Genomic DNA, 19,796 nt, shown 5'->3' on the forward strand with positions numbered 1-19,796 from the left:
GCGACGACTCCGAAGTCCCTTTGAGGGTCGGCTTCCTGCGCTCGCTCATGCGAGTCGGAGCACACGTATCCATCGCCGGCGGCGTCGACAACGCCGTGGGGCGACAGCGCGAGGTCGGCGGCAACTGCGGACAGATCTTCACCCACTCCCCGCAGGTCTGGCAGGATCCCAACATCGACGACGAGGAGGCCGAGGCGTTCCGCGAGGGGACGGCGCGCGACCTCGACGGTCCGTGGGTCATCCACTCGTCGTACCTCGTCAACCTCTGCACCCCGAAGGACGACCTCCGCGCGAAATCCATCGACAGCATGCAGAAGGAGGTCGACGCGGCGGCGAAACTCGGCGTCGAGTACGTGAACGTCCACCTCGGCGCGCACACCGGCGCGGGCGTCGAGCGGGGCATCTCGAACGCCGCGAGCGCCCTCGACGAACTCGACGTACCGGACGGCGTGACCGTCCTCGTCGAGAGCGACGCCGGCAGCGGGACGAAACTCGGCGGCGACTTCGAGCACCTCGCACGCGTCCTCGACGAGAGCGACCAGGAACTCGACGTCTGTCTCGACACCGCCCACGCCTTCGCCGCCGGCTACGACCTCTCGACCGAAGTCGGCGTCGCGAACGCCGTGAGCGAGTTCGACGACGTGATCGGCCTCGAGCACCTGAAGTGCGTCCACCTCAACGACTCCAAGCACGAGTGCGGCACCAACAAGGACGAACACGCCCACATCGGCGAGGGACTGATCGGCGATGAAGGGATGCGCGCGATCGTCAACCATCCGGACCTGCGCGACGTGCCGCTCGTGCTCGAAACCCCGAACGAGGACGGCAAGGGCTTCGCCTGGAACATCGCGCGCGTGAAGGAACTGCGCGCGAACTGAGCGGATCGCCGTCGACCGCACCGGGGCGCGAATCCGGTGGCTTTTCTCCCGGGCGGCCGAACGGTTCGCCATGCGTCGCTTCTCCGCCGCGTACCTCAGCCGGACCCGCGAGGGGATGTGGGAGGGCTCCCGCGAGGCGCTCTCGGACCTCGACCTCCGCCACCGCGACCGCGTCCTCGACGTCGGCTGCGGCACCGGCGAGCTCTCCCGGGTGCTCGCCGCGGAGGCCGGCCCCGGGTGCGACGTGTACGGACTCGACGCCGACCCGTCGCTCCTCCGCGTCGCCCGTCGGGAGACGGGCCTTCCCCTCCTCGCGGGCGACGCGACCCGCCTCCCGTTCCCCGACGGATCGTTCGACCTCGTCGTCTGCCAGGCGCTCCTCGTGAACCTGCCCGAGCCGGCGCGGGCGCTCCGCGAGTTCGCCCGCGTCTCGTCCGACCTCGTCGCGGCGGTCGAACCGGACAACGCCGACGTGGGCGTCGACTCGACGGTCGACCGCGAGACGGCGCTCGAGCGGCGCGTACGCGAGGCGTACCTGCGCGGCGTCGAGACCGACGTGGCGCTCGGCGACGCGACGCCGGAGCTGTTCCGCGCCGTCGGGCTGACGGCCGTGCGACGACGTCGATATCACCACCGAAAGCTCGTCGAGCCGCCGTACGACGAGCGCGAACTGGCGGGCGCGACGCGAAAGGCGACCGGTGCCGGCATCGCCGACCACGAGACGGAACTCCGGCGGGTGCTGTCGGACGCGGCGTACGACGAGCTCAGAGGCGAGTGGCGAAAGATGGGCCGGGAGGTCGCGGCGCAGATGCGACGCGGGACGTACAGGCGGGCGGAAGTGGTGCCGTTCGACGTGACGGTCGGCCGGGTGTAGCCGCCTTCACACCACGTCGCCGCGGACGGTCGCGCCCGTCTGCCGCGCCCGGTGCTCGCGTATCGCCGTCGCGGCCTCCTCGGCCGTCTCGGCGTCGAGCCCGAGCATCTCCAGCGCGCCCGACAGCGTCGGAAAGGGCAACTCGCCGCCGCGGAGCTTCTCCATCGACTCCTCCCCGTACGTCCCGTCGATCCACAGGCACACCCCGCGAGGATCGAGAATCTGATCGTACGCTTCGCGGGCCATCGCCCCTCGCAGACGCTGGGTGACGTTCTCGTCGAAGCTGGCGTTGCACACTTCGAGGTGGATCGGCTCCTCGCTGTCCGGGAGGAGGTGGGCGGCGAGACACTTTTCGGGCGCGGCGTGGCCGTTGTCGTTCGCGCGGACGCGCTCGGGGAACCGCTCGGCCCACTCGGCGGAGACGCTCTTTCCGACGCCCTTCACGCCGTGCGATTCGACGAACTTCGCCTCCTTCTCCCCGTCGCCGCGCAGGAGGATGTCCTTCGTGAGGTACACGTCCAGTCGGTCGACGGGGTCGAGTCCGAGCGCGACGTCGCCGTACACCCAGACCTCGCGGACGGGGACGGGCATCGGATCGGACTCGACGGTCCGGACGAGCTCCTCGACGCGGTCGAGTGCGGCGCTGCGGTCCATCGGAGTGGAGTCGGGCCCGCGGCGGCAAAACGGTTTCCGACCCGCGGTCGGGTGCGGCCCTACTCGCTCCCGAGCGCCTCCGTCGCGTCGTCGCGCGGGCGGTAGCCGATGGCCCGCTGGCCGTGCGTGAGCGAGAGGTACCGGTCGTCGTTCCGCGAGACCGCGTGAACCGTCACCGGCGATTCCCGCAGGTCGGCCGTCGCGGCGGCGCGGATCGCCCGCTCGCAGTCGCGGGGGCTGAGCCACATCGCCCGCGCGAACCGCGAGTCGGTCTCCGGATCTTCCTGCGTCCCCGCGAGGTCGTCCGCGGACAGCAGCCAGCCGATGCGCAGGTTGACGACCTCGATGCCGTGCCGCTCCGCGTAGTAGTTGCCGAGGGCCTCGCCGGCGACCTTCGACACCCCGTAGTAGGAGTCGGGAAACGGCGGGTCGTCGGGCGTGACGGCCCGGTACTCTTCGGCCAGCGACTCCGGCTCGGCGGCGTCGCCGACGTTGTACATGTGGACCGCGTGGTTGGAGCTCGCGAAGACGACGCGGTCGAGGTCGTTCCGCACGGCGGCCTCGTAGGCGTTGTACGTCCCGCCGACGTTCACCTCGAACACGGCGTCCCAGTCCGCGCTCGGCGAGGGGTTCGCCGCGAGGTGGACGAGGACGTCCTGTCCGTCGAGGGCGTCGACGAACGCGTCGCGGTCCTCGACGCTCAGGATCTCGCTTTCGAGGTCGTCGTGCTCGCGGTGCGTGATCGGCGTCACCTCGTGGTCGGCGTCCGCGAACGCGTCGAGCGCCCGTCGACCGACGTTCCCCGCCGCGCCGGTGATGGCGATCCGTGTCATACGGGTCGTTCCCTCGCCGCGGGCAAGTGCGTCACGGCCGTCGGACGCGGGGGACGTGGGAGGTCGCGGGCGAGTGGTCGAGACGAAACCGTCATCAACGCCGACCGACAACGCCCCCCAATGGAGTGCGACAAGTGCGACCGCGACGCGGTGATGCACGCGGCCTACTCCGGGGCGCACCTCTGCGAGACTCACTTTTGCGCCTCCGTCGAGAAGCGCGTCCGCCGCCGCGTCCGCGAGGACTCGCTGCTCCCCGCCGACGCCACGCCCGACGACCCCGACACGTGGGTGATCGGCCTCTCCGGCGGGAAGGACAGCGTCGTCCTCACCGCCATCCTCGACGAGACGTTCGGCCGCGACCCCCGCGTCGAACTCGTCGCCCTCTCGATCCACGAGGGGATCGAGGGCTACCGCGACGAGAGCCTCGACGCCTGCGTCGAACTCGCCGCGGACCTCGACCTGCGCCACGAGGTCGTCACCTACGAGGAGGAACTCGGCGTCCGGATGGACGACGTGGCCGAGAAGGATCCCGTGAACATGGCCCCCTGCGCGTACTGCGGCGTCTTCCGGCGCGACCTGCTCGAATCGCACGCGGCGGAACTCGGCGCGGACAAGCTCCTGACCGGCCACAACCTCGACGACGAGGCCCAGACCGCGCTGATGAACGTCTTCGAAGGCGACGTGAGGCAGGTCGCAAAGCACTTCGACGCCAGCCTCGGGAGCTTCGACGAGCGGGAGGAGGGGTCCGACTTCGTCCCGCGCGCGAAGCCCTTGCGGGACGTGCCGGAAAAGGAGGTCGCCCTCTACGCCCACCTCAAAGAGCTCCCGGCGCACATCACCGAGTGCCCCCACGCCAGCGAAGCCTACCGCGGCGAGATCCAGCGGCTGCTCTTGAAGCTGGAGGAGAACCACCCCGGCACCCGCCACTCGATCATGGCCGGTTACGAGGAACTGGCCGAGCTGGCCGCGATCCGGTACCGAAGCGACGGAAGCGACGACGCCGGCGAACTCGGCGAGTGCGAGCGGTGCGGGTCGAAGACGGCGCGCGACGTCTGCCGGAAGTGCAGGCTGATCGACGCCGTCGAAGCCGCGTGAGAAGAGTACCGCGCGACCGCCGATCGGCTCGGTGGCCGCGGCGCTTCCGTCGCGTCGAAAGCCGATCCGCGTCGAAGGTCGATCCGCGTAGAATCGAGTTTCGCGTAGAACCGAGACCGACCGCGTCAGCGAATGACGTCGAGCCCGTTGTTCTGTTCGAGTTCGTCCTGCCCGCCGTCTGACTGCCAGGCGGCGCTCGCGTTCGCCTTGGCGTCGAAGTCGGCGACCTCCTGGATGCTCTCGCGCGACTTGTCGGCCTGTTTTTGCGTCGTCGGGCCGAGCACCTGCGCGCTCTGGACGCCGGTCATGATCGCCATGACCCGAACCTTCCCCTTGTACTCCTCCTGGATGCGCGCGCCCCAGATGACGTTCGCGCTCGCCTCCAGCCGCTCCGTGATGTTGTCGGCGATGCCCTCGGCCTCCTTGAGCGTGAGGTCGGGGCCGCCGGTGATGTGGACGAGACCGCCCGAAGCGCCGCGGTAGTCCACGTCGAGGAGGGGGTGGTTCATCGCGTCGCGAACCACCTCGTCGGTCTTGTTCTTGTCCTGCGTCTCGCCGACGAGCATCACCGCGACGCCGCCCTGGTTCATGATCGTCGACATGTCCGCGTAGTCCAGGTTGATGAGCGAGGGCTGGGTGATCGTCTCGGAGATGCCCTTGACGGTCTCGGCGATGATCTGGTCCATCACCGAGAACGCCTTGCCGATGGGCAGGTTCGGGACGTAATCGAGGAGCCGGTTGTTGTCGAGGACGATGATCGAGTCGGCCTCGTTGCGGAGCTTTTCGAGCCCCTCCTCGGCCTTGACCGTCCGCGCGCGCTCGACGTTGAACGGCGTCGACACCATGCCGACGACGATCGCGCCCTGCTCCTTCGCGATCTTCGCGACGACGGGTGCCGCGCCGGTCCCCGTCCCGCCGCCCATGCCGGCGGTGACGAACACGAGATCGGCGCTGTCGAGCACGTCCTTGATGGTTCCCCGGGCCATCTCGGTCGCGCGCTCGCCCATCTCCGGATCGCCGCCGGCGCCGAGGCCGGCGGTCAGCGACTTGCCGACGAGGATCTTCGTGTCGGCCTCGATCATCTTCAGGTGCTGTTTGTCGGTGTTGATCGCCACCGTGTCGGCACCGTCGACGCCGATGTTGTAGAGCCGGTTGATCGTGTTGTTGCCGGCCCCGCCGCAGCCGACGATGACGATGCGCGGATCGCCGAACTCGTCGTCGTCCACGTTCATCTCCTGCTGCTCCTTCTCGGCGTTCTCCAGGGCGTCCTGGACGATGTCCTGCATACTCACACCTTCGCCCAGCTGCGCTCTGCTGTCTTCGGCTTCGTCGACTCGCGTTTGTCGGCCTGTTCGTTGAGCATGTCGCGGACCGCCGACCGGATGGCCTCGCTCCGGTTCGGGAACTCGCCGGTCTCGACCATCTGTTCGACCTCCTCGATCTGCTGCTTCGGGATTCGTAGTGTCACACGCTCCATATTTTGCATTCCCCCGGTAAGACGGCGGACCCGCGTCCGTGCGACCGCCTCACGCGCTGCCGACGGGCCGCGCGGGCGTTTCCGCCCTCCCGATCGGACGCTGTAAGACGACCGTCTTACGCGACAGTATGCACATAGCGATAGGTTATAAAACTAACGGCAATTGTAAGACAAACCCGCGAGAGTCGCGTATACGCGGCTCCGAGGGCGTTTACGATCGATCGAGCACGTCGGCCGCGGGCGTCCGACGCCCGCAGCCAGGGCAGAAGGCCCAGTCGGACCGGACCTCGTCGCCGCACTCGCAGAAGACGCGGTGGGACGCTTTCTCGCCGCAGTTCGGGCAGTAAACGTCGCCCTCGTTCATCCCTTCGCCGCACTGGCCGCACGTTCTGCCCCCTGCGGCGGTGGTCTCGTCCGCCGTCGGTTCGGCGGATGTCTTACGCGCGCCCGCGTCGGCGGGTTCGACGGCTCCGTCTCGGTGATGAGCCGCCGCGCCCTCGACGACGAGGTTGACGTTGACGTCCCGCGGCGGCGATCCGGACCGCGACCGCGCGAGGTCTTCGACGACTCCGTCCAGCCGCTCCGCGACGAGCGCGTCGACTCGTTCGACGAGCGCGCCGTCGAGCGTCGTCGGCTCGTCGGACGTCTCGGTGACGTCGCGCTCGATCCGCTCCCCGCGTTCGGCCTCGTCGAGGTACGACCGCAGCGCCTCGCGCATGACCTCGCTCTTCGAGGCGTCGAACGCCTCCAGCCGGTCGACGAGGTCGTCGTCCGCGCGGAACGTGATCTTGCTCATGATACGTCCGTTTTATACAGCCCGTGGTATTTGAATCATTCTATCGCGTCGGACAGTCGTCCGTCGCTCCGCGTCCACCCCGAATGGTAACCCTTAAACGAACGACGGGCGTACGATGTATCGGACCGCTCTTAGCTCAGCCTGGCAGAGCAGCCGACTGTAGATCGGCTTGTCCCCCGTTCAAATCGGGGAGAGCGGATTCGTTTACAAATCCGATCGAGCCGTTTTGAGCAAAAAAGTCGCAGTGCCGACCGGAGGGAGGCGATCGTCTTTTCGAGTTCACATCGGGGAGAGCGGGCCCTCCCTGCGAACGACGTGAACGAGTCCGACTGTCCGGGCCAAACACCTTTTTGCGGTGCTTGTCCTACCACGCGGGACGACAATGGCTGCCGAACCCATCGACGACCCGTCCTTTCGAATCGGGCTGATCGGAACCGGCTACATCGGCACGACCGTCGGCGGCGAGTTCCACCGACACTCGCGCGCGACGGTCGCGGCCGTGAGCGACATCGACGACGAGGCGAGGGCGGAGGCGGGCGACCTGTTCTCCGTCCCGTCGGCGTCGCGGTACGCCGACTACAAGGCGATGATGGACGGCGAGGCGCTCGACGGCGTCCTCGTCGGAACGCCGCACACGCTCCACTACGAACAGATCTCCGAGGCGCTCGACCGCGGCCTGCACGTCCTCTGCGACAAGCCGCTCACGACCGATCTCGACCGGGCGCGCGAACTCACGGAACGTGCCGAAACCGGCGACCAGACGCTGATGGTCGGCTACCAGCGTCACCTCAACCCCGCGTTCGTCGCCGCCCGCGAGCGGTGGCTGGGGAGCGACCGCTCCCCGCGGTGGATCACCGCCGAGGTCACGCAAAACTGGGTCGACCGGTTCGAGGAGACGTGGCGGATGAACCCGGAACTGAACGGCGGCGGCTACCTGTGGGACACCGGCAGCCACCTCCTCGACGCGGTGTTGTGGTCCTCGGGGTTGACGCCGACGGCGGTCTCGGCCGACATGGACTTCGTCGACGACGACCGGCGTGTCGACAGCCGCGCCCGTCTGACCATCCGGTTCGACGGCGGCGCGACGGCGACGGTGTCGACGTTCGGCGACGCGCCCTGTACGCGCGAACACATCCACATGTGGGACGACGACGGCGCGGTGTACCTGGAAGGCCGCGAGTGGGAATCGCGCGAACTCGTCACGATCGACGGCGAGAGCACCGAACGCCGACCCTACATCGACAACCGAGCGCAGCGGACGAAGGCGGAGGCGTTCGTCACCGCGGTCCGGACCGGCGAGGACCCGCCCGCGACGGCCCGCGACGGTCTCCGCGTGACCGCCGTCACCGAGGCCGCCTACGAGGCGGCGCGATCGGGGGACTGGGTCGAGGTCGACCTCGACTGACCCGTCGACGATCGGACCGAAACGACGGTGATCGTGAACGTGACACGAACGGCGCGTGCGAACACGGTTCGGTGATCGCGTGCGCACGCGACAGCAGAAGTGCTTTAGGCTCAGGTCCACTGGCAACCGTATGGATTATCAGTCTAGCCTCGACCGAGCGCTCGACGAGATGCCCGACCTCGGAGGGTCCGACGAGCGTCTGGAGATTCCCGACGCACAGGCGCAAAAGGACGGCGCGTTCACGCGACTCACGAACCTCTCGGCCATCGCGGACGCCCTCTCCCGCGACCCGGAGCACATCCACAGCTCGATCCAGCGCGAGCTGGGGACGAACGGCCAGTACGCCAACGGGCGCGCGAGGTACAACGGGACGTTCACCGGCGCGGACTTCGACGCCGCGATCGAGCAGTACGTCGACGAGTACGTCCTGTGTTCGGAGTGCGGGCTTCCCGACACGCGGCTCGTGATCGAAGATCGGACGCAGATGCTCCGCTGTGAGGCGTGCGGGGCGTTCCGGCCCGTCGCGAAGCGGAAACGGAGCCAAAAGCGCACCGCCCGCCCCGACGTGGAGGAGGGCAAGACCTACGAGGTGAAGATCACCGGAACCGGACGGAAGGGAGACGGCGTCGCCGAGAAGGGCAAGTACACGATCTTCGTCCCCGGCGCGAAGGAGGGACAGGTCGTCAACGCGTACATTGAGAACGTGAGCGGCACGCTCGCCTTCGCTCGACTGGCCTGATCGGTCGACCGTCGCGATTCGGCTCCGCTTCTCGCCCGGGCCGCCAGACCCATTTTCGTGGACGACCAACCGTGAGCCATGCCCGAGAACGACCCCGGCGACGTGCAGGACGACGCGGCCAGACGGCAGCGCGAGCGCGCCGAGCGCGTCGAGGACGTCCTCGCCGAGACCGAGTCGCTCGAATCGCTGCTGGACGAGGCCAAGTACCCGGTGACGAGCGAGGAACTCGCGACGGAGTACGGCGACCAGGAGATCGACCTGGCGAACGAGACGGAGTCGCTCGGCAGCGTGTTCGACCGGCTCGCCGGCGAGGAGTTCGAATCGTCCGAGGAGGCCCGCGAGGCGATCTACGGCGAGATCACGGGCGAGGCGTCCCGCCACGGCGAGGTGGGACAAGCCGAGTACAACGAGGAGCGCGACCTGCAGGCGCTCGCCGACGAGGCCGACGAACGCGAGGACGCCGACGCGTCGTAGCGCCGTCGAGTCCAGCGAGCGGACGGACGCTGAAGCCACCGCGACGAACCGGACGCCGGTTCCGGAACCGTCCGCCGGGGAGTCCACCTTTTTGATGCGCTCGGCCGAGGGAGCGTCATGGCAACGCGACTCCCCGAGACCGAGTTCCGGTTCAGGCTCGACGCGGTGCGCGGCCGCCTCGCCGACGTCGACGCCGACGCGGCCGTCTGGTTCGGCGCGACGAGCATCGAGTACCTCACCGGCTTCCACCACATCCAGACGGAGCGGCCGGTCGCGCTCGCGGTCACCCCCGACCGCGTCGAGATCGCCGTCCCCCGACTGGAGGTCGAGCGCGTCGAGGGTAACGACCGCATCGACGCCGTCCGCAGCTACTTCGACTACCCCGGCGGGGAGCCGATCGAGACGGTCGTCGAGATGCTCCGCGAACTCGACGCGGCGTCCGTCGCCGCCGACGCCGACGGCGCGCCGGGCGTGATGGGCTACGAGGGACCGGCCCTCTCCGAGTTCCTCGACGTGGAGACGCAGGGGTAGGTCGACCGGATGCGCTGGGCGAAGACCGACGCCGAGGTCGACCTGATCCGCGAGTCCGCGCGGTGGGCGAACCTCGGCCACCGCTACCTCGCCGACTACACGACGGTCGGCGCACACCCCGTCACCGCCTCCCAGCGCGCCTCGACGGACGCCTCGCGCGCCATGTTGGACGCGCTCGGCTCCGAGTACGCCGTCCGAACGCGGGGCGACGGGCCGGTCCGCGCCGGCTACGTCAGCGGTTCGGAGACGGCGCTCCCGCACGGCCACACGCCGAACGAGCGACTCTCCGAGGGCGACGTGCTGATCACCGGCGCGACGGCGAACGTCGACGGCTACTACGCCGAACTCGAGCGGACGATGTTCGTCGGCGAACCGGACGACGACGACGAGCACTACTTCGCGCTCATGCTCGAAGCCCAGACGATCGCCATCGACGCGATGGGGCCGGGCGTCCCCGTCAGCAGCGTCGACGAGGCGGTGTGGGACTACTTCGCCGAGCAGGGGGTGACGGACCTCGCGCGGCACCACGTCGGCCACAACATCGGGATGGACGGCCACGAGCCGCCGTACATCGACCGCGGATCCGACGCGGAGATGGCCCCCGGTCACGTTTACACGATCGAGCCGGGTCTCTACACCGACGAGGCGGGGTACCGCCACTCGGACACCGTCGCCGTCACGGAGTCGGGAACGGAGACGCTGACGTACTACCCGCGCGATCTGGCGTCGAACGTCGTCCGCGGCGGGGTCGCCGAGCGCCGCCGGTAGGGCGCGGAACACCGGTTCGTCGAGCGAACTCTCACCGAACTCTTCCGTTCGCCGGCACTTTATCCGGGTGCGGGACCAACGATCGACACCATGGCCACGGTCTCCGCACCGGCGACGCGGCCGTTCGACTTCGGCGAGTCGCTCGCCTTCCTCGCCGGCTTCGCGCCCTGCGCGGACGACGTCGTCCTGGCCGGCCGACGGCTCGTGGTCGGCGGCTTCGTCCCCGAACCGTTCGTCGCGCGAGTCGCCGCGGCGGACGGGACGAGGCCGGACGACGCGACGGGCGGATCGGCCGATGCGGGAGCGCTCGCCGTCGACGTGGAGTGGCTCGACGAATCGGGCGACGAGGGGACCGTCGTCGACCGGCTGCGCGGCCACCTCTCGCTCGACGACGACCTCCGACCGCTGTACGCGGCCGCGGCCGACGATCCGCCGTTCGCGCGGGTCGTCGGAGGCCTCCACGGCTACCACCACGTCCGGTTTCCGACGCCGTTCGAGGCGGCGTGCTGGGCAGCCCTCTCCCGGCGGTCGCCGCTGCCGACCGCCCGCGAGCTGAAACGCGACCTCGTCGAGGCCTGCGGGCGGATCGCGTCGGTCGACGGCGGATCGATCCAGCTGTTTCCGACCCCGCGGATGGTGCTCTCGGACGCGGAGGACGTCCGGACGGCGCTCGGGAACGAGCGGACGTCGGGAACGATCCTTTCGGCGGCCGAGAGATTCGTCTCGGCGGACCTCGCCGCGCTCGACGACGAGGATCTCGTCGCCGCGCTCGTCGACGTGCCGGGATTCGACGACTGGGCCGCCGAGTTCGTCGCGATCCGGGGCTTCGGACGCATGCGCCTCCTCCCGCGGGCGGACGACCGGCTCCGGATCGCGGTCGCCGACCTGTACGACCTCGGCCGCGGCGCGGCGAGCGACGAGGACCTCCGCCACCTGAGCGACCGATACGGATCGCAGCGGGGGTACTGGGCGCACTACGTTCGAGTGTGGACCTCCCGTCGACGCGGCGAGTGAGGCCGCACCAGCAATCTTCAAGTTCTGTTTCGCTAATCACACCGCAGTGGCAGTCTCGTTCGACCTCTTCGGCACGCTCGTCGCCGTCGAGTATCCGGCGGATCCGGCCGCCGCCGTCGCGTCCGAGCTCGACGCGCGCGGCGTCGCGGTCCCGGACGACTGGGGCGACGCGTACCGCGAGGTCCACGTCGACGCGCCCGAGGGCGCGGAGGTTCCGCTCCCGGCGCACGTGAGCGCCGCGCTCGCGAGCCGGGGCCGCGCCGCCCCCGACAACGCCGCGCGACGAGCGGTCGTGAGCGCCTTCGACCCGGACGTGCGAACACGCGACGGGGCGTCCGAGGCGGTCGCGGCCGCCGCGGAACGCGGCCCGGTCGGCCTCCTCTCGAACTGCAGCGTCCCCGAACTGGTCGCACGGACGCTGGTCCGCTCGGACCTCGACCGCGACGCCTTCGACGCGGTGACGACGAGCGTCGCCTGCGGCTGGCGAAAACCGGACCGACGCGCGTTCGAGGTTCTCGCCGACGCGCTCGGGTCGACGGCCGACGAGACGATCCACGTCGGCGACGACCCGGAGACGGACGGCGGGATCGAGCGGCTCGGCGGGCGGTTCGTCGACGTGCGGGACGTGCCGTTACCCGCGTTTCCGGCGTGGCTGGAGGTGCGCGATCGCCCGTGCCGCTGACCGCCGCGGCGGCGGTCGGCCTCGCGGCCGGCCTCGACCGCCTGTTCGCCGAACCGCCGGCTCGGATCCACCCTGTCGTCTGGTTCGGGCGGCTCGTCGCCCCGGCGGACCGCGAGTGGCGGCGCCCGCGGATCGTCGCCGTCGCCGCCGCCGCGCTGCTCCCGCTCCTCGCCGGCGGCGTCGCGGGCGGCGTCGTCCTCGCCGCCACGGGGGTCCACCCCGCGGCGGGTGCGCTGGCGGCCGGCCTCGTGCTGTTCTCGACGACGAGCCTCCGGATGCTGCTCGACGCCGCCCGCGAGGCGACCGCGCTCTCGGAGGCGGACCTCGACGCGGCCCGGCGGAGCCTCCGGGCGCTGGCCGGACGGGACGCCTCGTCGCTGTCGGCGGGCGAGGTCAGGAGCGCGGCGACGGAGAGCGCAGCGGAGAACCTCGCCGACGGGCTGGTCGCGCCGCTCGCGGCGTTCGCGCTCGTCGCGCCGCTGTCGCTTCCCCTCGCGGCCGCCGCCGCGGCGTGGGTGAAGGGCGTCAACACGCTCGACTCGATGCTCGGCTACCGGCGCAAGCCCGTCGGCTGGGCGAGCGCCCGCCTCGACGACTTTGTCATGTGGCTCCCAGCCCGCCTGAGCGCCGCACTGATCGCGCTCGCGGCGGCCGGCGGGCGTCCGAGCGCGGCGCTCGACCTCCTGCGGCGCGGCGCGCGCTGGGCCCGCGAGCCGCCGTCGCCGAACTCCGGGTGGCCGATGGCGACGCTCGCGGCGGCGCTGTCGGTCGAACTGGCGAAGCCGGGCGTCTACGCGCTCAACCCGTCGGCGGGAGCCCCGTCTGCGGCGGAGGCGGCGCGGGGGGTTCGGGTCGTGGGCCGCGCCGGGATCCTCGCGTACGCGCTCGCGGGGGTGGTCGCGTGGCTCTGAACCTCCTCCCGGCGCTCCGCGGGGCGGTCGCCTTCCTCACGCGCCTGCCGGTCGGCGGCGACGAGCGCGCGTGGGAGGCGTTCCGGCGGACGCCCGCGGCGTTTCCGCTCGCGGGCTACCTCGTCGGCGCGATCGTCGCGCTGCCGCTCGTTCTTCCGGTTCCACCGACCGCGGCCGCGGCGCTGTACCTCGCGACGATCTACCTCGTCACCGGCGTCGCGCACGCGGACGGGCTCGCGGATCTCGGCGACGCCGCGGCGGTCCACGGCGACGCGGCGCGCAGGCGCGCGGTCCTGAAGGACTCGGCGACCGGCGTCGGCGGGGCGCTCGCGCTGGGACTGGCGCTCGTCGCGCTGGGACTGGGCGCGCTGGGGCTGGCGGGTCCGGGCGGCGTCGTCGCCTTCCGGCTCGCGGTCGCCGCCGAGGTCGGGACCAAGGCGGGGATGGCGCTCCTCGTCTGCCTCGGCGACGCGGCGCACGAGGGACTGGGGTCGAAACTCGTCGACGAGGTCAGCCCCGCGTCGCTCCCCCCGGTCGCCCTCGCGGCGCTCCCGGCGGCGCTGTTGCCGCCGTCCGGAAGCCGCGTCGCGCTCGTCGCCGCGCTGCTCGCGGGTCCGGTCGTCGCCCTGCTCGTCGGTCGGTGGGCGAAGAACCACCTCGGCGGGATTTCGGGCGACGCGCTCGGCGCGGCGAACGAACTGGGCCGCGTCGCCGCGGTCCACGCGGGGGTGATCGCGTGGACTGCCTTCTGATGTGCGGCGGCCGGGGGACGCGGCTCGACGCGGCGGTCGAAAAACCCCTCGTCGACGTCTGCGGGCGGCCGATGGTCGACCGCGTCGCGGACGCGCTCGCCGGGAGCCGGGTCGACGCGGTGTTCGCGGTCGTCTCCCCGCACGCGCCCGCGACGCGGGAGCACCTCGCCGACCGCGGACTGTCGATCCTCGACGCCCCCGGCGACGGCTACGTCGAGGACCTCGACCGCGCGCTCTCCGCGGTCGGGACGCCCGCGATCACCGTCGCCGCCGATCTCCCGCTGCTCGCACCCGACCTCGTCGACGACGCGCTCGACCGGGCGGGCGGCGACTCGCTCGCGGTCTGCGTCCCGGCGGCGCTGAAGCGGCGGCTGGGGGCGAGCGCGGATACGACGTTCGAGCGCGGGGGGCGCGAACTCGCCCCGGCCGGCCTGAACGTCGTCGCTGACACGGAGGATACGATGTACGTAAGCTACGACGCGCGACTCGCGGTGAACGTGAACAGACCGAGCGACGCGACGCTCGCGGAGGAGCTGTGCGACTGATCCTCGTCGCCGGGACGACGGCGACGGCCGCGATCGACGGGATCAGCGCCGCCGGCGCCAACCCCCGCCTGATGGCGCACACGCCGAGCGCGGACGCCGAGATCGTCGAGTACGGGCGGCCCGTCCGCGCACCGGTCGTGCCGGTCAGTCCGACGGGTTGTCCGACGCCGGCGGCGATCACCCGCGCGGCGCGGACCCTCGTCGGCTTCGAGACGCTCGTCGTCGACGGCGGCCTCGCGGAGCCGACCGGCGCGGCGACCGTCTCCGTCGGGGCGCGACCCGGGCGCGACGTGCGCGAGGCCGACCCCGTTCCGACCGCGCCCGGCGCGTTCGAGGCGGCGCGGCGGTTCGGCGAACGGCTCCCCGACGCCGAGATCGTCGTCGGCGAGACGATCCCGGGGGGGACGACGACCGCGCTCGGGATCCTCCGGGCGCTCGGCGAGGAGTGGTCCGTCTCCTCGTCGCTCCCCGAAAATCCCGGGAGCCTGAAGGCCGGGGTCGTCGCGGACGGGCTGGCCGCGAGCGGCATGTCGCCGGGCGACGCCGCGGGCGATCCCGCGCGGGCGCTCCGACGGATGGGCGATCCCGTGCTCGCGGTCGTCGCGGGCCTCTCCGTCGGCGCGCTCGACGCGGGGATCCGGGTGACGCTCGGCGGCGGCACCCAGCTCCTCGCCGCCGCGGCGCTCGTGCGCCACGCGGGCGTCGAGGCCCCGCTCTCGCTGGCGACGACCTCCTTCGTCGCCGACGACGTGCCCGACCTGCCGCTCGCGGCGGGCGCGCTCGACCTCGGGCTGACCGTCACCGATCCCGGATTCGACGGGCGCGACGAACCGGCGCTCGCGAGCTACGTCGCCGGCGAGGCGAAGGAGGGCGCGGGCATGGGCGGCGCGCTCGCGCTCGCAGACCGCGCCGGCGCGCTCCCGGAGGTCGCAGGCGAAACGCTTGACACGGTCGCTACGCTTGAAGCGGACGATGGCTCCTGACTTTCTCTCCGACGTCGGCCACGTCTCCCACGGCGGCGTCTCGGACCCCGAGGTGCTCGACTTCAGCGCCAACACCAACCCCGTCTATCCTCCCGGCACCGTCCAGGCGTACGACGCCGCCCTCTCGGCGTCGCGGCGGTACCCCGCGGACGGCTACACCGCCTACCGGACGGCCGCGGGCGACTACGTCGGCTGCGAACCGCGGCAGGTCGTCCCGACCGCCGGCGGCCTCGTGGCGATCCGTCTCGCGCTGCGCGTCGCGGTCGCCGCCGGCGACACCGTGCTCGTCCCGGAGCCGAGTTTCGGCGAGTACGACCGCGAGGTCCGCCTCCTCGACGCGGAGCCGTCGTTCGTCCCCTACGACGCGGTGCTCGACGCGGACCCCGAACCGCACGCGGCCGCCGTCGTCTGCAACCCGAACAACCCGACCGGGAACGCGTACGACGACGCGGCGCTCCGGGCGTTCGCCGAGCGCTGTCGGGACGCGGGGACGGTGCTCCTCGTCGACGAGGCGTTCCTCGACTTCACCGACCGGCCGAGTCTCGCGGGGACGTCGGGGGTCGTCGCCGCGCGGTCGCTGACGAAGATGTTCGGCCTGCCGGGACTGCGCGCGGGGTTCGCCGCGGCGACGGGGGAACTCCGCGACCGCCTCGACGCGATCCGACCCGCGTGGTCGCTCAGCACCCCCGCCGCCGACGTCGGCGTCCACTGCATGCGTCAGGGCGACTTCGTCGAGGAGACGCGGCGGCGCGTCGACGCGGAGCGCGCCCGGATACGCGCGGCGCTCGCCGACCCGTTCGACGTGCACCCGTCGGACGCGCCGTTTCTCCTCTGCGACGTCGGCGCGCGCGAGGTCGACGCCGTCGTCGACGCCGCCCGCCGTCGCGGCATCGCCGTCCGCGACGCGACGACGTTCCGCGGGCTCGACTCGCACGTCCGCGTCGCGGTGAAGCGCCCCGAAGAGAACGACCGGCTCCTCGACGCCCTCGCGCATGTTTGACGCGACGCTCCGGGACGGCGCGCTCAGGCTCCGGCGCGAGGGGACGCGCTGGCTCTCGACCGGCTACGCCGGCGGCGAGTCGCGCGGCCCCGCCGCCTACAACGTCACCGTCCCGGACGGCTGGCCGGAAACGGAAGACGAAGGAGGGGACGCGGAGGCTATCGGCGGCGAGGGAGCCGTCTCGTCTTCCGACCTCGACGGTGATGGACCGTCTCGTCCTCTCGATCTCGACGGCGACGGGCCGTCTCGCCCTCTCGACCTCGACGCGTATATCCGCCGCCGCCTCGCGCGCGCCGGCTTCGGCGAGCCGGGCCCGACGCTCCTGACCGGCGTCGAGCAGCGCCACGCCCGCCGCGCGCGCCTCGGCTCCGTCGAGGCGGTCGTCACCGCCGGGGTGTCGAACCCGGCGACGCTGCCGATGAGCCCCGGCTGCGGCGGTCCCGCCGCCGGCGCTCCCGGCGGCCGCCGCCGCGACGACGCCCGATCGTCGACGGGAGACGAGGGGGACGATGGCGGCGGGGACGACGTGGATCGGTGCCCGCCGACGGGGACGGTCAACGTCGTCCTCGGGACGACCCGCGCGCTCGCGCCCGGCGCGCTGGCGAACCTGCTCACCGTCGTCGCGGAGGCGAAGGCGGCGACGCTGCTCGCGCGGACGGGGTTCACCGGGACCACGAGCGACGCGGTCGTGGTCGGCTGCGACCCCGACGGCGAGCCGGCGGCGTTCTCCGGCAGCGCGACCGACGTCGGCACGGCGGCCCGCGCCTGCGTGCGCGACGCGCTCTCCGCGAGCCTCGACTCGCGGTACGCCGACGTTCCCCTCCCCGCGTCCGTCGCCGACGCGACCTACGGCGTCGTGACGGACGAGCGGGCGGCGGTGTCGAAGCTCTGATTCGACTCACTGCGCGGCGAACCCGCCGTCGACCAGAAGCGCCTCGCCGGTGACGAACGAGGCCGCGTCGCTCGCGAGAAACCGGATCGCGTCGGCGACCTCCTCGACGGTGCCGAGGCGGCGGAGCGGATACCCCTCCCGCGCGCGTTCGCGGGCGGCCGCCGGGTCGTCGAACGAGTCGAAGTAGTCCTCGCCGAGGCCCCCCTCGACGAATCCGGGACAGACCGCGTTCGCGCGGACGCCGCGCGGACCGGCCTCCGCCGCGACGGTCCGGGTGAAGTTCACCACCGCCCCCTTGCTCAGCGAGTACGCGCCGAGGTACGGCGAGCCGACGACCCCCGCGAGCGACGCGACGTTGACGATCGACCCCTCCCCCTGCGCCTTCATGATCGGCAGCGCTGCCGCGCACCCGTTCCACACGCCGCCGACGTTCACGTCGAGGACGGTCTCGCGCGCCGACTCGTCGACCTCCTCGACCGGATTCGGGGGTGGCCGACGCCCGCGTTGTTGACGAGCGCGTCGAGCCCCCCGTGGGCGTCGACGACCGCTTCGACGACGGCCGCGAACGCCTCGCGGTCGCGCACGTCGAGTTCGCTGAACGACGCCTCGCCGCCGGCGGCCTCGATCCGTTCGACCGTCTCCGCGCCGCCGTCCGCGTCGACGTCCGCCGCGACGACGCTCGCGCCGCCCTCGGCGCACCGCTCCGCGGTCGCTCGGCCGATCCCCGACGCCGCGCCCGTGACCAGCACCGCCTTGTCGTCCAGTCGCATGGGCGAACGTCGGGGCCGAGTGACGTAACTTCTCGGGGAGGGGAACGTCTCCGACTCTGTGCGGCGCTCCCGGCGACTCACCCGTCGAGGTCGGCGGCGTCGAGCACCTCGTACGCCACGTGGCGCTCGCGGAGCTGATCCGCGTGGGCGGGGAGGTCGCCGGCCGCGACGAGAAGGAGCACGCGGAGGCCGCGGGTCGCCGCCTCCGCGACGGCGGGGGCGGTCGCAAAGTGGACGTCGGGTTCGCGGTTGGCCGCGCGGGCGGCGGCCAGCGCCTCCACGCCGGCGGCCGCGAGGAGGTCGTGTCGTTCTAACTGCTCGCGGAGCGCGCCGGGCGCGAGCGCGGCGCTCCCGCCGTCGCGGACGCCCGGGACGACGATCACCGTGACCGAGCCGGGATCGAAGTCGAGCAGGCCCTCGAAGTCCGAGACGCCGACGTCCCGCCCCGCGTCGGCGTCGGTGACGGCGACGGCGGTCGCCCCCGGCCCGCCCCCCGGCGTCGCGTGGAGCGCGCCGTCGCGCATCGAGAGCGAGACCGTCTCGCCCTCCTCGATCGACTCGCCCGCGAGCGCGGTCTCGATCTCGACCTCGCCCACGACCTCCGTCGAGACGTAGTCGGTGAAGCGCCGGAGGTCCTCCGTCCGCGAGATGAGCCAGTCGATCCCCTCCTTCGTCACCTCGTAGCGCCCGCGGCCGCTCGTCTCGACGTACCCGCGATCAACGAGCGCGCGGACGTACTCGCTGACCGCCTGGGCCGTGATGCCGACGGCGTCCGCGACCTCCCGCTGGCTGACCGCGGGCTGGCGCTCCGCGAGCTCGACGAGGATCTGGTAGCTGGTCGCGTCCCGCTTGCTCCGCAACACGTCCGGTTCGCGGTCCTCCGGCGGCATGTGGCCCTCCTTCCATAGCCCCCGACAAGTAAGTTGGCCTTTTTCGCGGGTAGGGTTGTCCTCCAGCCGCCTCCCCCGCGATCCCTGAAACCTCGGTTGCTCTAGAACAACCAAAATTGTTTTGTCCTCAACCGCGGTTGTGATACCCGATGTCACGAATCCGACTTCCGCACGACGCCAAGGCGGGGCCGACGAAACCGGAGGTGCGATCGGTGACGCTCGGAAAGCTCGCGCTCACCCCCGATGACCACTTCGTCGAGGTGGGTTCCTGCACGGGCGCGGTGACGATCGAGGCCGCGCGGTCGGCGGGGCGGGTGACCGCCCTCGAACGCAAATCGGAGCGGCTGGCGGTGACCGAGAAGAACCTCGACGCGAACGGCGTCGAGGGCGTCACTCTCCGCGAGGCGGAGGCGCCGGACGGGTTGCCGGACGACGCCGACGCGCTGTTCCTCGGGGGGAGCCGCAACTACGAGGCGGTGCTCGACCACGCGGTCGAGACGGGCGTCGCGCGCGTGGTGATGAACGTCTCTCGGCTCGAAGTCGCCGGCGCGGCGACCGCCGCGTTCCGCGAGCGCGACCTGCTGGACGAGGTCGTCCAGCTCCAGGTGAGCCGCGGGTACGAGCTGGCCGGCGCGACGAGCTTCGACGCGGGAAACCCGGTGTACGTGCTCGTCGGCGGCGTCGGCGACGGGGGTGCGACGTGACCCTGTACGGCGTCGGACTCGGTCCGGGCGACGCGGGCCTCGTGACGGTGCGCGGGCGGGAGGCGCTCCGGCGGGCAGACGTGGTGTACTCGCCGGGGCGGCTCTCGCGGGCGGTCGCGCTCGATCACG

General features: G+C 71.8%; 22 protein-coding genes, 1 tRNA gene and 2 pseudogenes. 18 read left to right on the forward strand and 7 right to left on the reverse strand.

What is annotated here, in order from left to right; all coding sequences use genetic code 11:
* Positions 1-47: 47 nt before the first annotated feature.
* Positions 48-878, forward strand: a complete 831-nt coding sequence (locus tag C3L37_RS10790) for a deoxyribonuclease IV (RefSeq protein WP_129114603.1) — start codon at positions 48-50, stop codon at positions 876-878.
* 70 nt (positions 879-948) lie between these two features.
* Positions 949-1,752, forward strand: coding sequence for a class I SAM-dependent methyltransferase (locus C3L37_RS10795; RefSeq protein WP_129114604.1), 804 nt, complete (start codon positions 949-951; stop codon positions 1,750-1,752).
* 6 nt (positions 1,753-1,758) lie between these two features.
* On the opposite strand, the gene C3L37_RS10800 is transcribed toward C3L37_RS10795, so the two are convergent.
* Both C3L37_RS10800 and C3L37_RS10805 read right to left on the reverse strand, forming a co-directional pair.
* Entirely contained in the window at positions 1,759-2,406 is a 648-nt protein-coding gene (locus C3L37_RS10800) for a DUF7095 family protein (RefSeq protein ID WP_129114605.1), read from the reverse strand.
* Positions 2,407-2,465: 59 nt separating this feature from the next.
* The gene (locus C3L37_RS10805; RefSeq protein WP_129114606.1) at positions 2,466-3,239 is read right to left on the reverse strand and encodes an NAD-dependent epimerase/dehydratase family protein; all 774 of its coding nucleotides are present in this window, start codon (positions 3,237-3,239) and stop codon (positions 2,466-2,468) included.
* A 120-nt stretch (positions 3,240-3,359) separates the two neighbouring features.
* Here C3L37_RS10805 and ncsA point away from each other — a divergent pair, with 120 nt between their 5' ends.
* Positions 3,360-4,334, forward strand: coding sequence for a tRNA 2-thiolation protein NcsA (ncsA, locus tag C3L37_RS10810; protein ID WP_129114607.1), 975 nt, complete (start codon positions 3,360-3,362; stop codon positions 4,332-4,334).
* A gap of 125 nt (positions 4,335-4,459) precedes the next feature.
* Here the strand turns inward: ncsA and ftsZ are convergent, their stop codons facing one another.
* From ftsZ to C3L37_RS10825, 3 genes are all read right to left on the reverse strand, one after another.
* The gene (ftsZ, locus tag C3L37_RS10815) at positions 4,460-5,620 is read right to left on the reverse strand and encodes a cell division protein FtsZ (protein WP_129114608.1); all 1,161 of its coding nucleotides are present in this window, start codon (positions 5,618-5,620) and stop codon (positions 4,460-4,462) included.
* 2 nt (positions 5,621-5,622) lie between these two features.
* A complete protein-coding gene (locus C3L37_RS10820; protein WP_129114609.1) occupies positions 5,623-5,811 on the reverse strand; it encodes a ribbon-helix-helix domain-containing protein in 189 nt (62 codons plus the stop codon).
* A 211-nt stretch (positions 5,812-6,022) separates the two neighbouring features.
* Positions 6,023-6,607: a double zinc ribbon domain-containing protein gene (locus C3L37_RS10825; protein ID WP_129114610.1), complete on the reverse strand. Its 585-nt coding sequence runs from the start codon at positions 6,605-6,607 to the stop codon at positions 6,023-6,025.
* 125 nt (positions 6,608-6,732) lie between these two features.
* On the opposite strand from C3L37_RS10825, the gene C3L37_RS10830 reads away from it, so the two are divergent.
* The 13 genes and pseudogenes from C3L37_RS10830 to C3L37_RS10895 all read left to right on the forward strand — a co-directional run bounded on the left by C3L37_RS10830 (position 6,733) and on the right by C3L37_RS10895 (position 17,303).
* Positions 6,733-6,806, forward strand: a tRNA-Tyr gene (locus C3L37_RS10830).
* A gap of 183 nt (positions 6,807-6,989) precedes the next feature.
* Positions 6,990-8,012 (forward strand): Gfo/Idh/MocA family protein, encoded by a 1,023-nt coding sequence (locus C3L37_RS10835; protein ID WP_129114611.1) that lies wholly within the window; start codon positions 6,990-6,992, stop codon positions 8,010-8,012.
* Between the two features lie 130 nt (positions 8,013-8,142).
* Positions 8,143-8,751, forward strand: a complete 609-nt coding sequence (locus C3L37_RS10840) for a translation initiation factor IF-2 subunit beta (RefSeq protein WP_129114612.1) — start codon at positions 8,143-8,145, stop codon at positions 8,749-8,751.
* A gap of 78 nt (positions 8,752-8,829) precedes the next feature.
* Positions 8,830-9,225, forward strand: coding sequence for a DUF5789 family protein (locus tag C3L37_RS10845; RefSeq protein ID WP_129114613.1), 396 nt, complete (start codon positions 8,830-8,832; stop codon positions 9,223-9,225).
* A gap of 117 nt (positions 9,226-9,342) precedes the next feature.
* Positions 9,343-10,524 (forward strand): annotated as a pseudogene (locus C3L37_RS25535) (M24 family metallopeptidase).
* A 90-nt stretch (positions 10,525-10,614) separates the two neighbouring features.
* Positions 10,615-11,538 (forward strand): DNA-3-methyladenine glycosylase family protein, encoded by a 924-nt coding sequence (locus C3L37_RS10855; protein WP_129114614.1) that lies wholly within the window; start codon positions 10,615-10,617, stop codon positions 11,536-11,538.
* Positions 11,539-11,584: 46 nt separating this feature from the next.
* Complete coding sequence (locus C3L37_RS10860) at positions 11,585-12,220, forward strand: HAD family hydrolase (protein WP_129114615.1); 636 nt, start codon at positions 11,585-11,587, stop codon at positions 12,218-12,220.
* Positions 12,211-13,131: an adenosylcobinamide-phosphate synthase CbiB gene (gene cbiB, locus C3L37_RS10865; protein ID WP_129114616.1), complete on the forward strand. Its 921-nt coding sequence runs from the start codon at positions 12,211-12,213 to the stop codon at positions 13,129-13,131. Before C3L37_RS10860 ends, cbiB begins: the two co-directional genes overlap by 10 nt.
* Positions 13,122-13,883 (forward strand): adenosylcobinamide-GDP ribazoletransferase, encoded by a 762-nt coding sequence (cobS, locus tag C3L37_RS10870; RefSeq protein WP_228546199.1) that lies wholly within the window; start codon positions 13,122-13,124, stop codon positions 13,881-13,883. The genes cbiB and cobS overlap by 10 nt, the downstream gene beginning before the upstream one ends.
* Entirely contained in the window at positions 13,883-14,428 is a 546-nt protein-coding gene (locus tag C3L37_RS10875; RefSeq protein WP_129114655.1) for an NTP transferase domain-containing protein, read from the forward strand. Before cobS ends, C3L37_RS10875 begins: the two co-directional genes overlap by 1 nt.
* On the forward strand, positions 14,419-15,411 hold the full coding sequence (locus C3L37_RS10880; RefSeq protein ID WP_129114617.1) for a nicotinate-nucleotide--dimethylbenzimidazole phosphoribosyltransferase: 993 nt from the start codon (positions 14,419-14,421) through the stop codon (positions 15,409-15,411). Before C3L37_RS10875 ends, C3L37_RS10880 begins: the two co-directional genes overlap by 10 nt.
* The gene (gene cobD, locus C3L37_RS10885; RefSeq protein WP_129114618.1) at positions 15,401-16,411 is read left to right on the forward strand and encodes a threonine-phosphate decarboxylase CobD; all 1,011 of its coding nucleotides are present in this window, start codon (positions 15,401-15,403) and stop codon (positions 16,409-16,411) included. Before C3L37_RS10880 ends, cobD begins: the two co-directional genes overlap by 11 nt.
* Positions 16,404-17,303 carry an adenosylcobinamide amidohydrolase gene (locus tag C3L37_RS10895; RefSeq protein WP_228546200.1) on the forward strand — a complete coding sequence of 300 codons (900 nt, stop codon included), beginning with the start codon at positions 16,404-16,406 and terminating at the stop codon, positions 17,301-17,303. Before cobD ends, C3L37_RS10895 begins: the two co-directional genes overlap by 8 nt.
* Before the next feature lie 6 nt (positions 17,304-17,309).
* Here the strand turns inward: C3L37_RS10895 and C3L37_RS25750 are convergent.
* Both C3L37_RS25750 and C3L37_RS10905 read right to left on the reverse strand, forming a co-directional pair.
* A pseudogene (locus C3L37_RS25750) lies at positions 17,310-18,073 on the reverse strand (SDR family NAD(P)-dependent oxidoreductase).
* A gap of 77 nt (positions 18,074-18,150) precedes the next feature.
* On the reverse strand, positions 18,151-18,963 hold the full coding sequence (locus C3L37_RS10905; RefSeq protein WP_129114619.1) for a DUF7839 domain-containing protein: 813 nt from the start codon (positions 18,961-18,963) through the stop codon (positions 18,151-18,153).
* Between the two features lie 149 nt (positions 18,964-19,112).
* Between C3L37_RS10905 and cbiT the strand changes: the two genes are divergently transcribed.
* The gene (cbiT, locus tag C3L37_RS10910) at positions 19,113-19,667 is read left to right on the forward strand and encodes a precorrin-6Y C5,15-methyltransferase (decarboxylating) subunit CbiT (protein ID WP_129114620.1); all 555 of its coding nucleotides are present in this window, start codon (positions 19,113-19,115) and stop codon (positions 19,665-19,667) included.
* On the forward strand, positions 19,664-19,796 hold a 133-nt coding region (locus C3L37_RS10915), incomplete at its 3' end, for an SAM-dependent methyltransferase (RefSeq protein ID WP_228546206.1). The genes cbiT and C3L37_RS10915, both read left to right, overlap by 4 nt.

It is taken from the genome of Halegenticoccus tardaugens, from assembly GCF_004116405.1.
In the GTDB taxonomy this organism is placed as follows: Archaea; Halobacteriota; Halobacteria; order Halobacteriales; family Haloferacaceae; genus Halegenticoccus; species Halegenticoccus tardaugens.

Coding starts and splice junctions, on each gene's coding strand:
- C3L37_RS10835 (WP_129114611.1), top strand. CDS start 6,990: ATGGCTGCCGAACCCATCGACGACCCGTCCTTTCGAATCGGGCTGATC.
- C3L37_RS10820 (WP_129114609.1), bottom strand. CDS start 5,811: ATGGAGCGTGTGACACTACGAATCCCGAAGCAGCAGATCGAGGAGGTC.
- cobD (WP_129114618.1), top strand. CDS start 15,401: ATGGCTCCTGACTTTCTCTCCGACGTCGGCCACGTCTCCCACGGCGGC.
- C3L37_RS10855 (WP_129114614.1), top strand. CDS start 10,615: ATGGCCACGGTCTCCGCACCGGCGACGCGGCCGTTCGACTTCGGCGAG.
- ftsZ (WP_129114608.1), bottom strand. CDS start 5,620: ATGCAGGACATCGTCCAGGACGCCCTGGAGAACGCCGAGAAGGAGCAG.
- C3L37_RS10845 (WP_129114613.1), top strand. CDS start 8,830: ATGCCCGAGAACGACCCCGGCGACGTGCAGGACGACGCGGCCAGACGG.
- C3L37_RS10805 (WP_129114606.1), bottom strand. CDS start 3,239: ATGACACGGATCGCCATCACCGGCGCGGCGGGGAACGTCGGTCGACGG.
- C3L37_RS10895 (WP_228546200.1), top strand. CDS start 16,404: ATGTTTGACGCGACGCTCCGGGACGGCGCGCTCAGGCTCCGGCGCGAG.
- C3L37_RS10840 (WP_129114612.1), top strand. CDS start 8,143: ATGGATTATCAGTCTAGCCTCGACCGAGCGCTCGACGAGATGCCCGAC.
- C3L37_RS10905 (WP_129114619.1), bottom strand. CDS start 18,963: ATGCCGCCGGAGGACCGCGAACCGGACGTGTTGCGGAGCAAGCGGGAC.
- C3L37_RS10800 (WP_129114605.1), bottom strand. CDS start 2,406: ATGGACCGCAGCGCCGCACTCGACCGCGTCGAGGAGCTCGTCCGGACC.
- C3L37_RS10875 (WP_129114655.1), top strand. CDS start 13,883: ATGTGCGGCGGCCGGGGGACGCGGCTCGACGCGGCGGTCGAAAAACCC.
- C3L37_RS10790 (WP_129114603.1), top strand. CDS start 48: ATGCGAGTCGGAGCACACGTATCCATCGCCGGCGGCGTCGACAACGCC.
- cbiT (WP_129114620.1), top strand. CDS start 19,113: ATGTCACGAATCCGACTTCCGCACGACGCCAAGGCGGGGCCGACGAAA.
- C3L37_RS10795 (WP_129114604.1), top strand. CDS start 949: ATGCGTCGCTTCTCCGCCGCGTACCTCAGCCGGACCCGCGAGGGGATG.
- C3L37_RS10825 (WP_129114610.1), bottom strand. CDS start 6,607: ATGAGCAAGATCACGTTCCGCGCGGACGACGACCTCGTCGACCGGCTG.
- ncsA (WP_129114607.1), top strand. CDS start 3,360: ATGGAGTGCGACAAGTGCGACCGCGACGCGGTGATGCACGCGGCCTAC.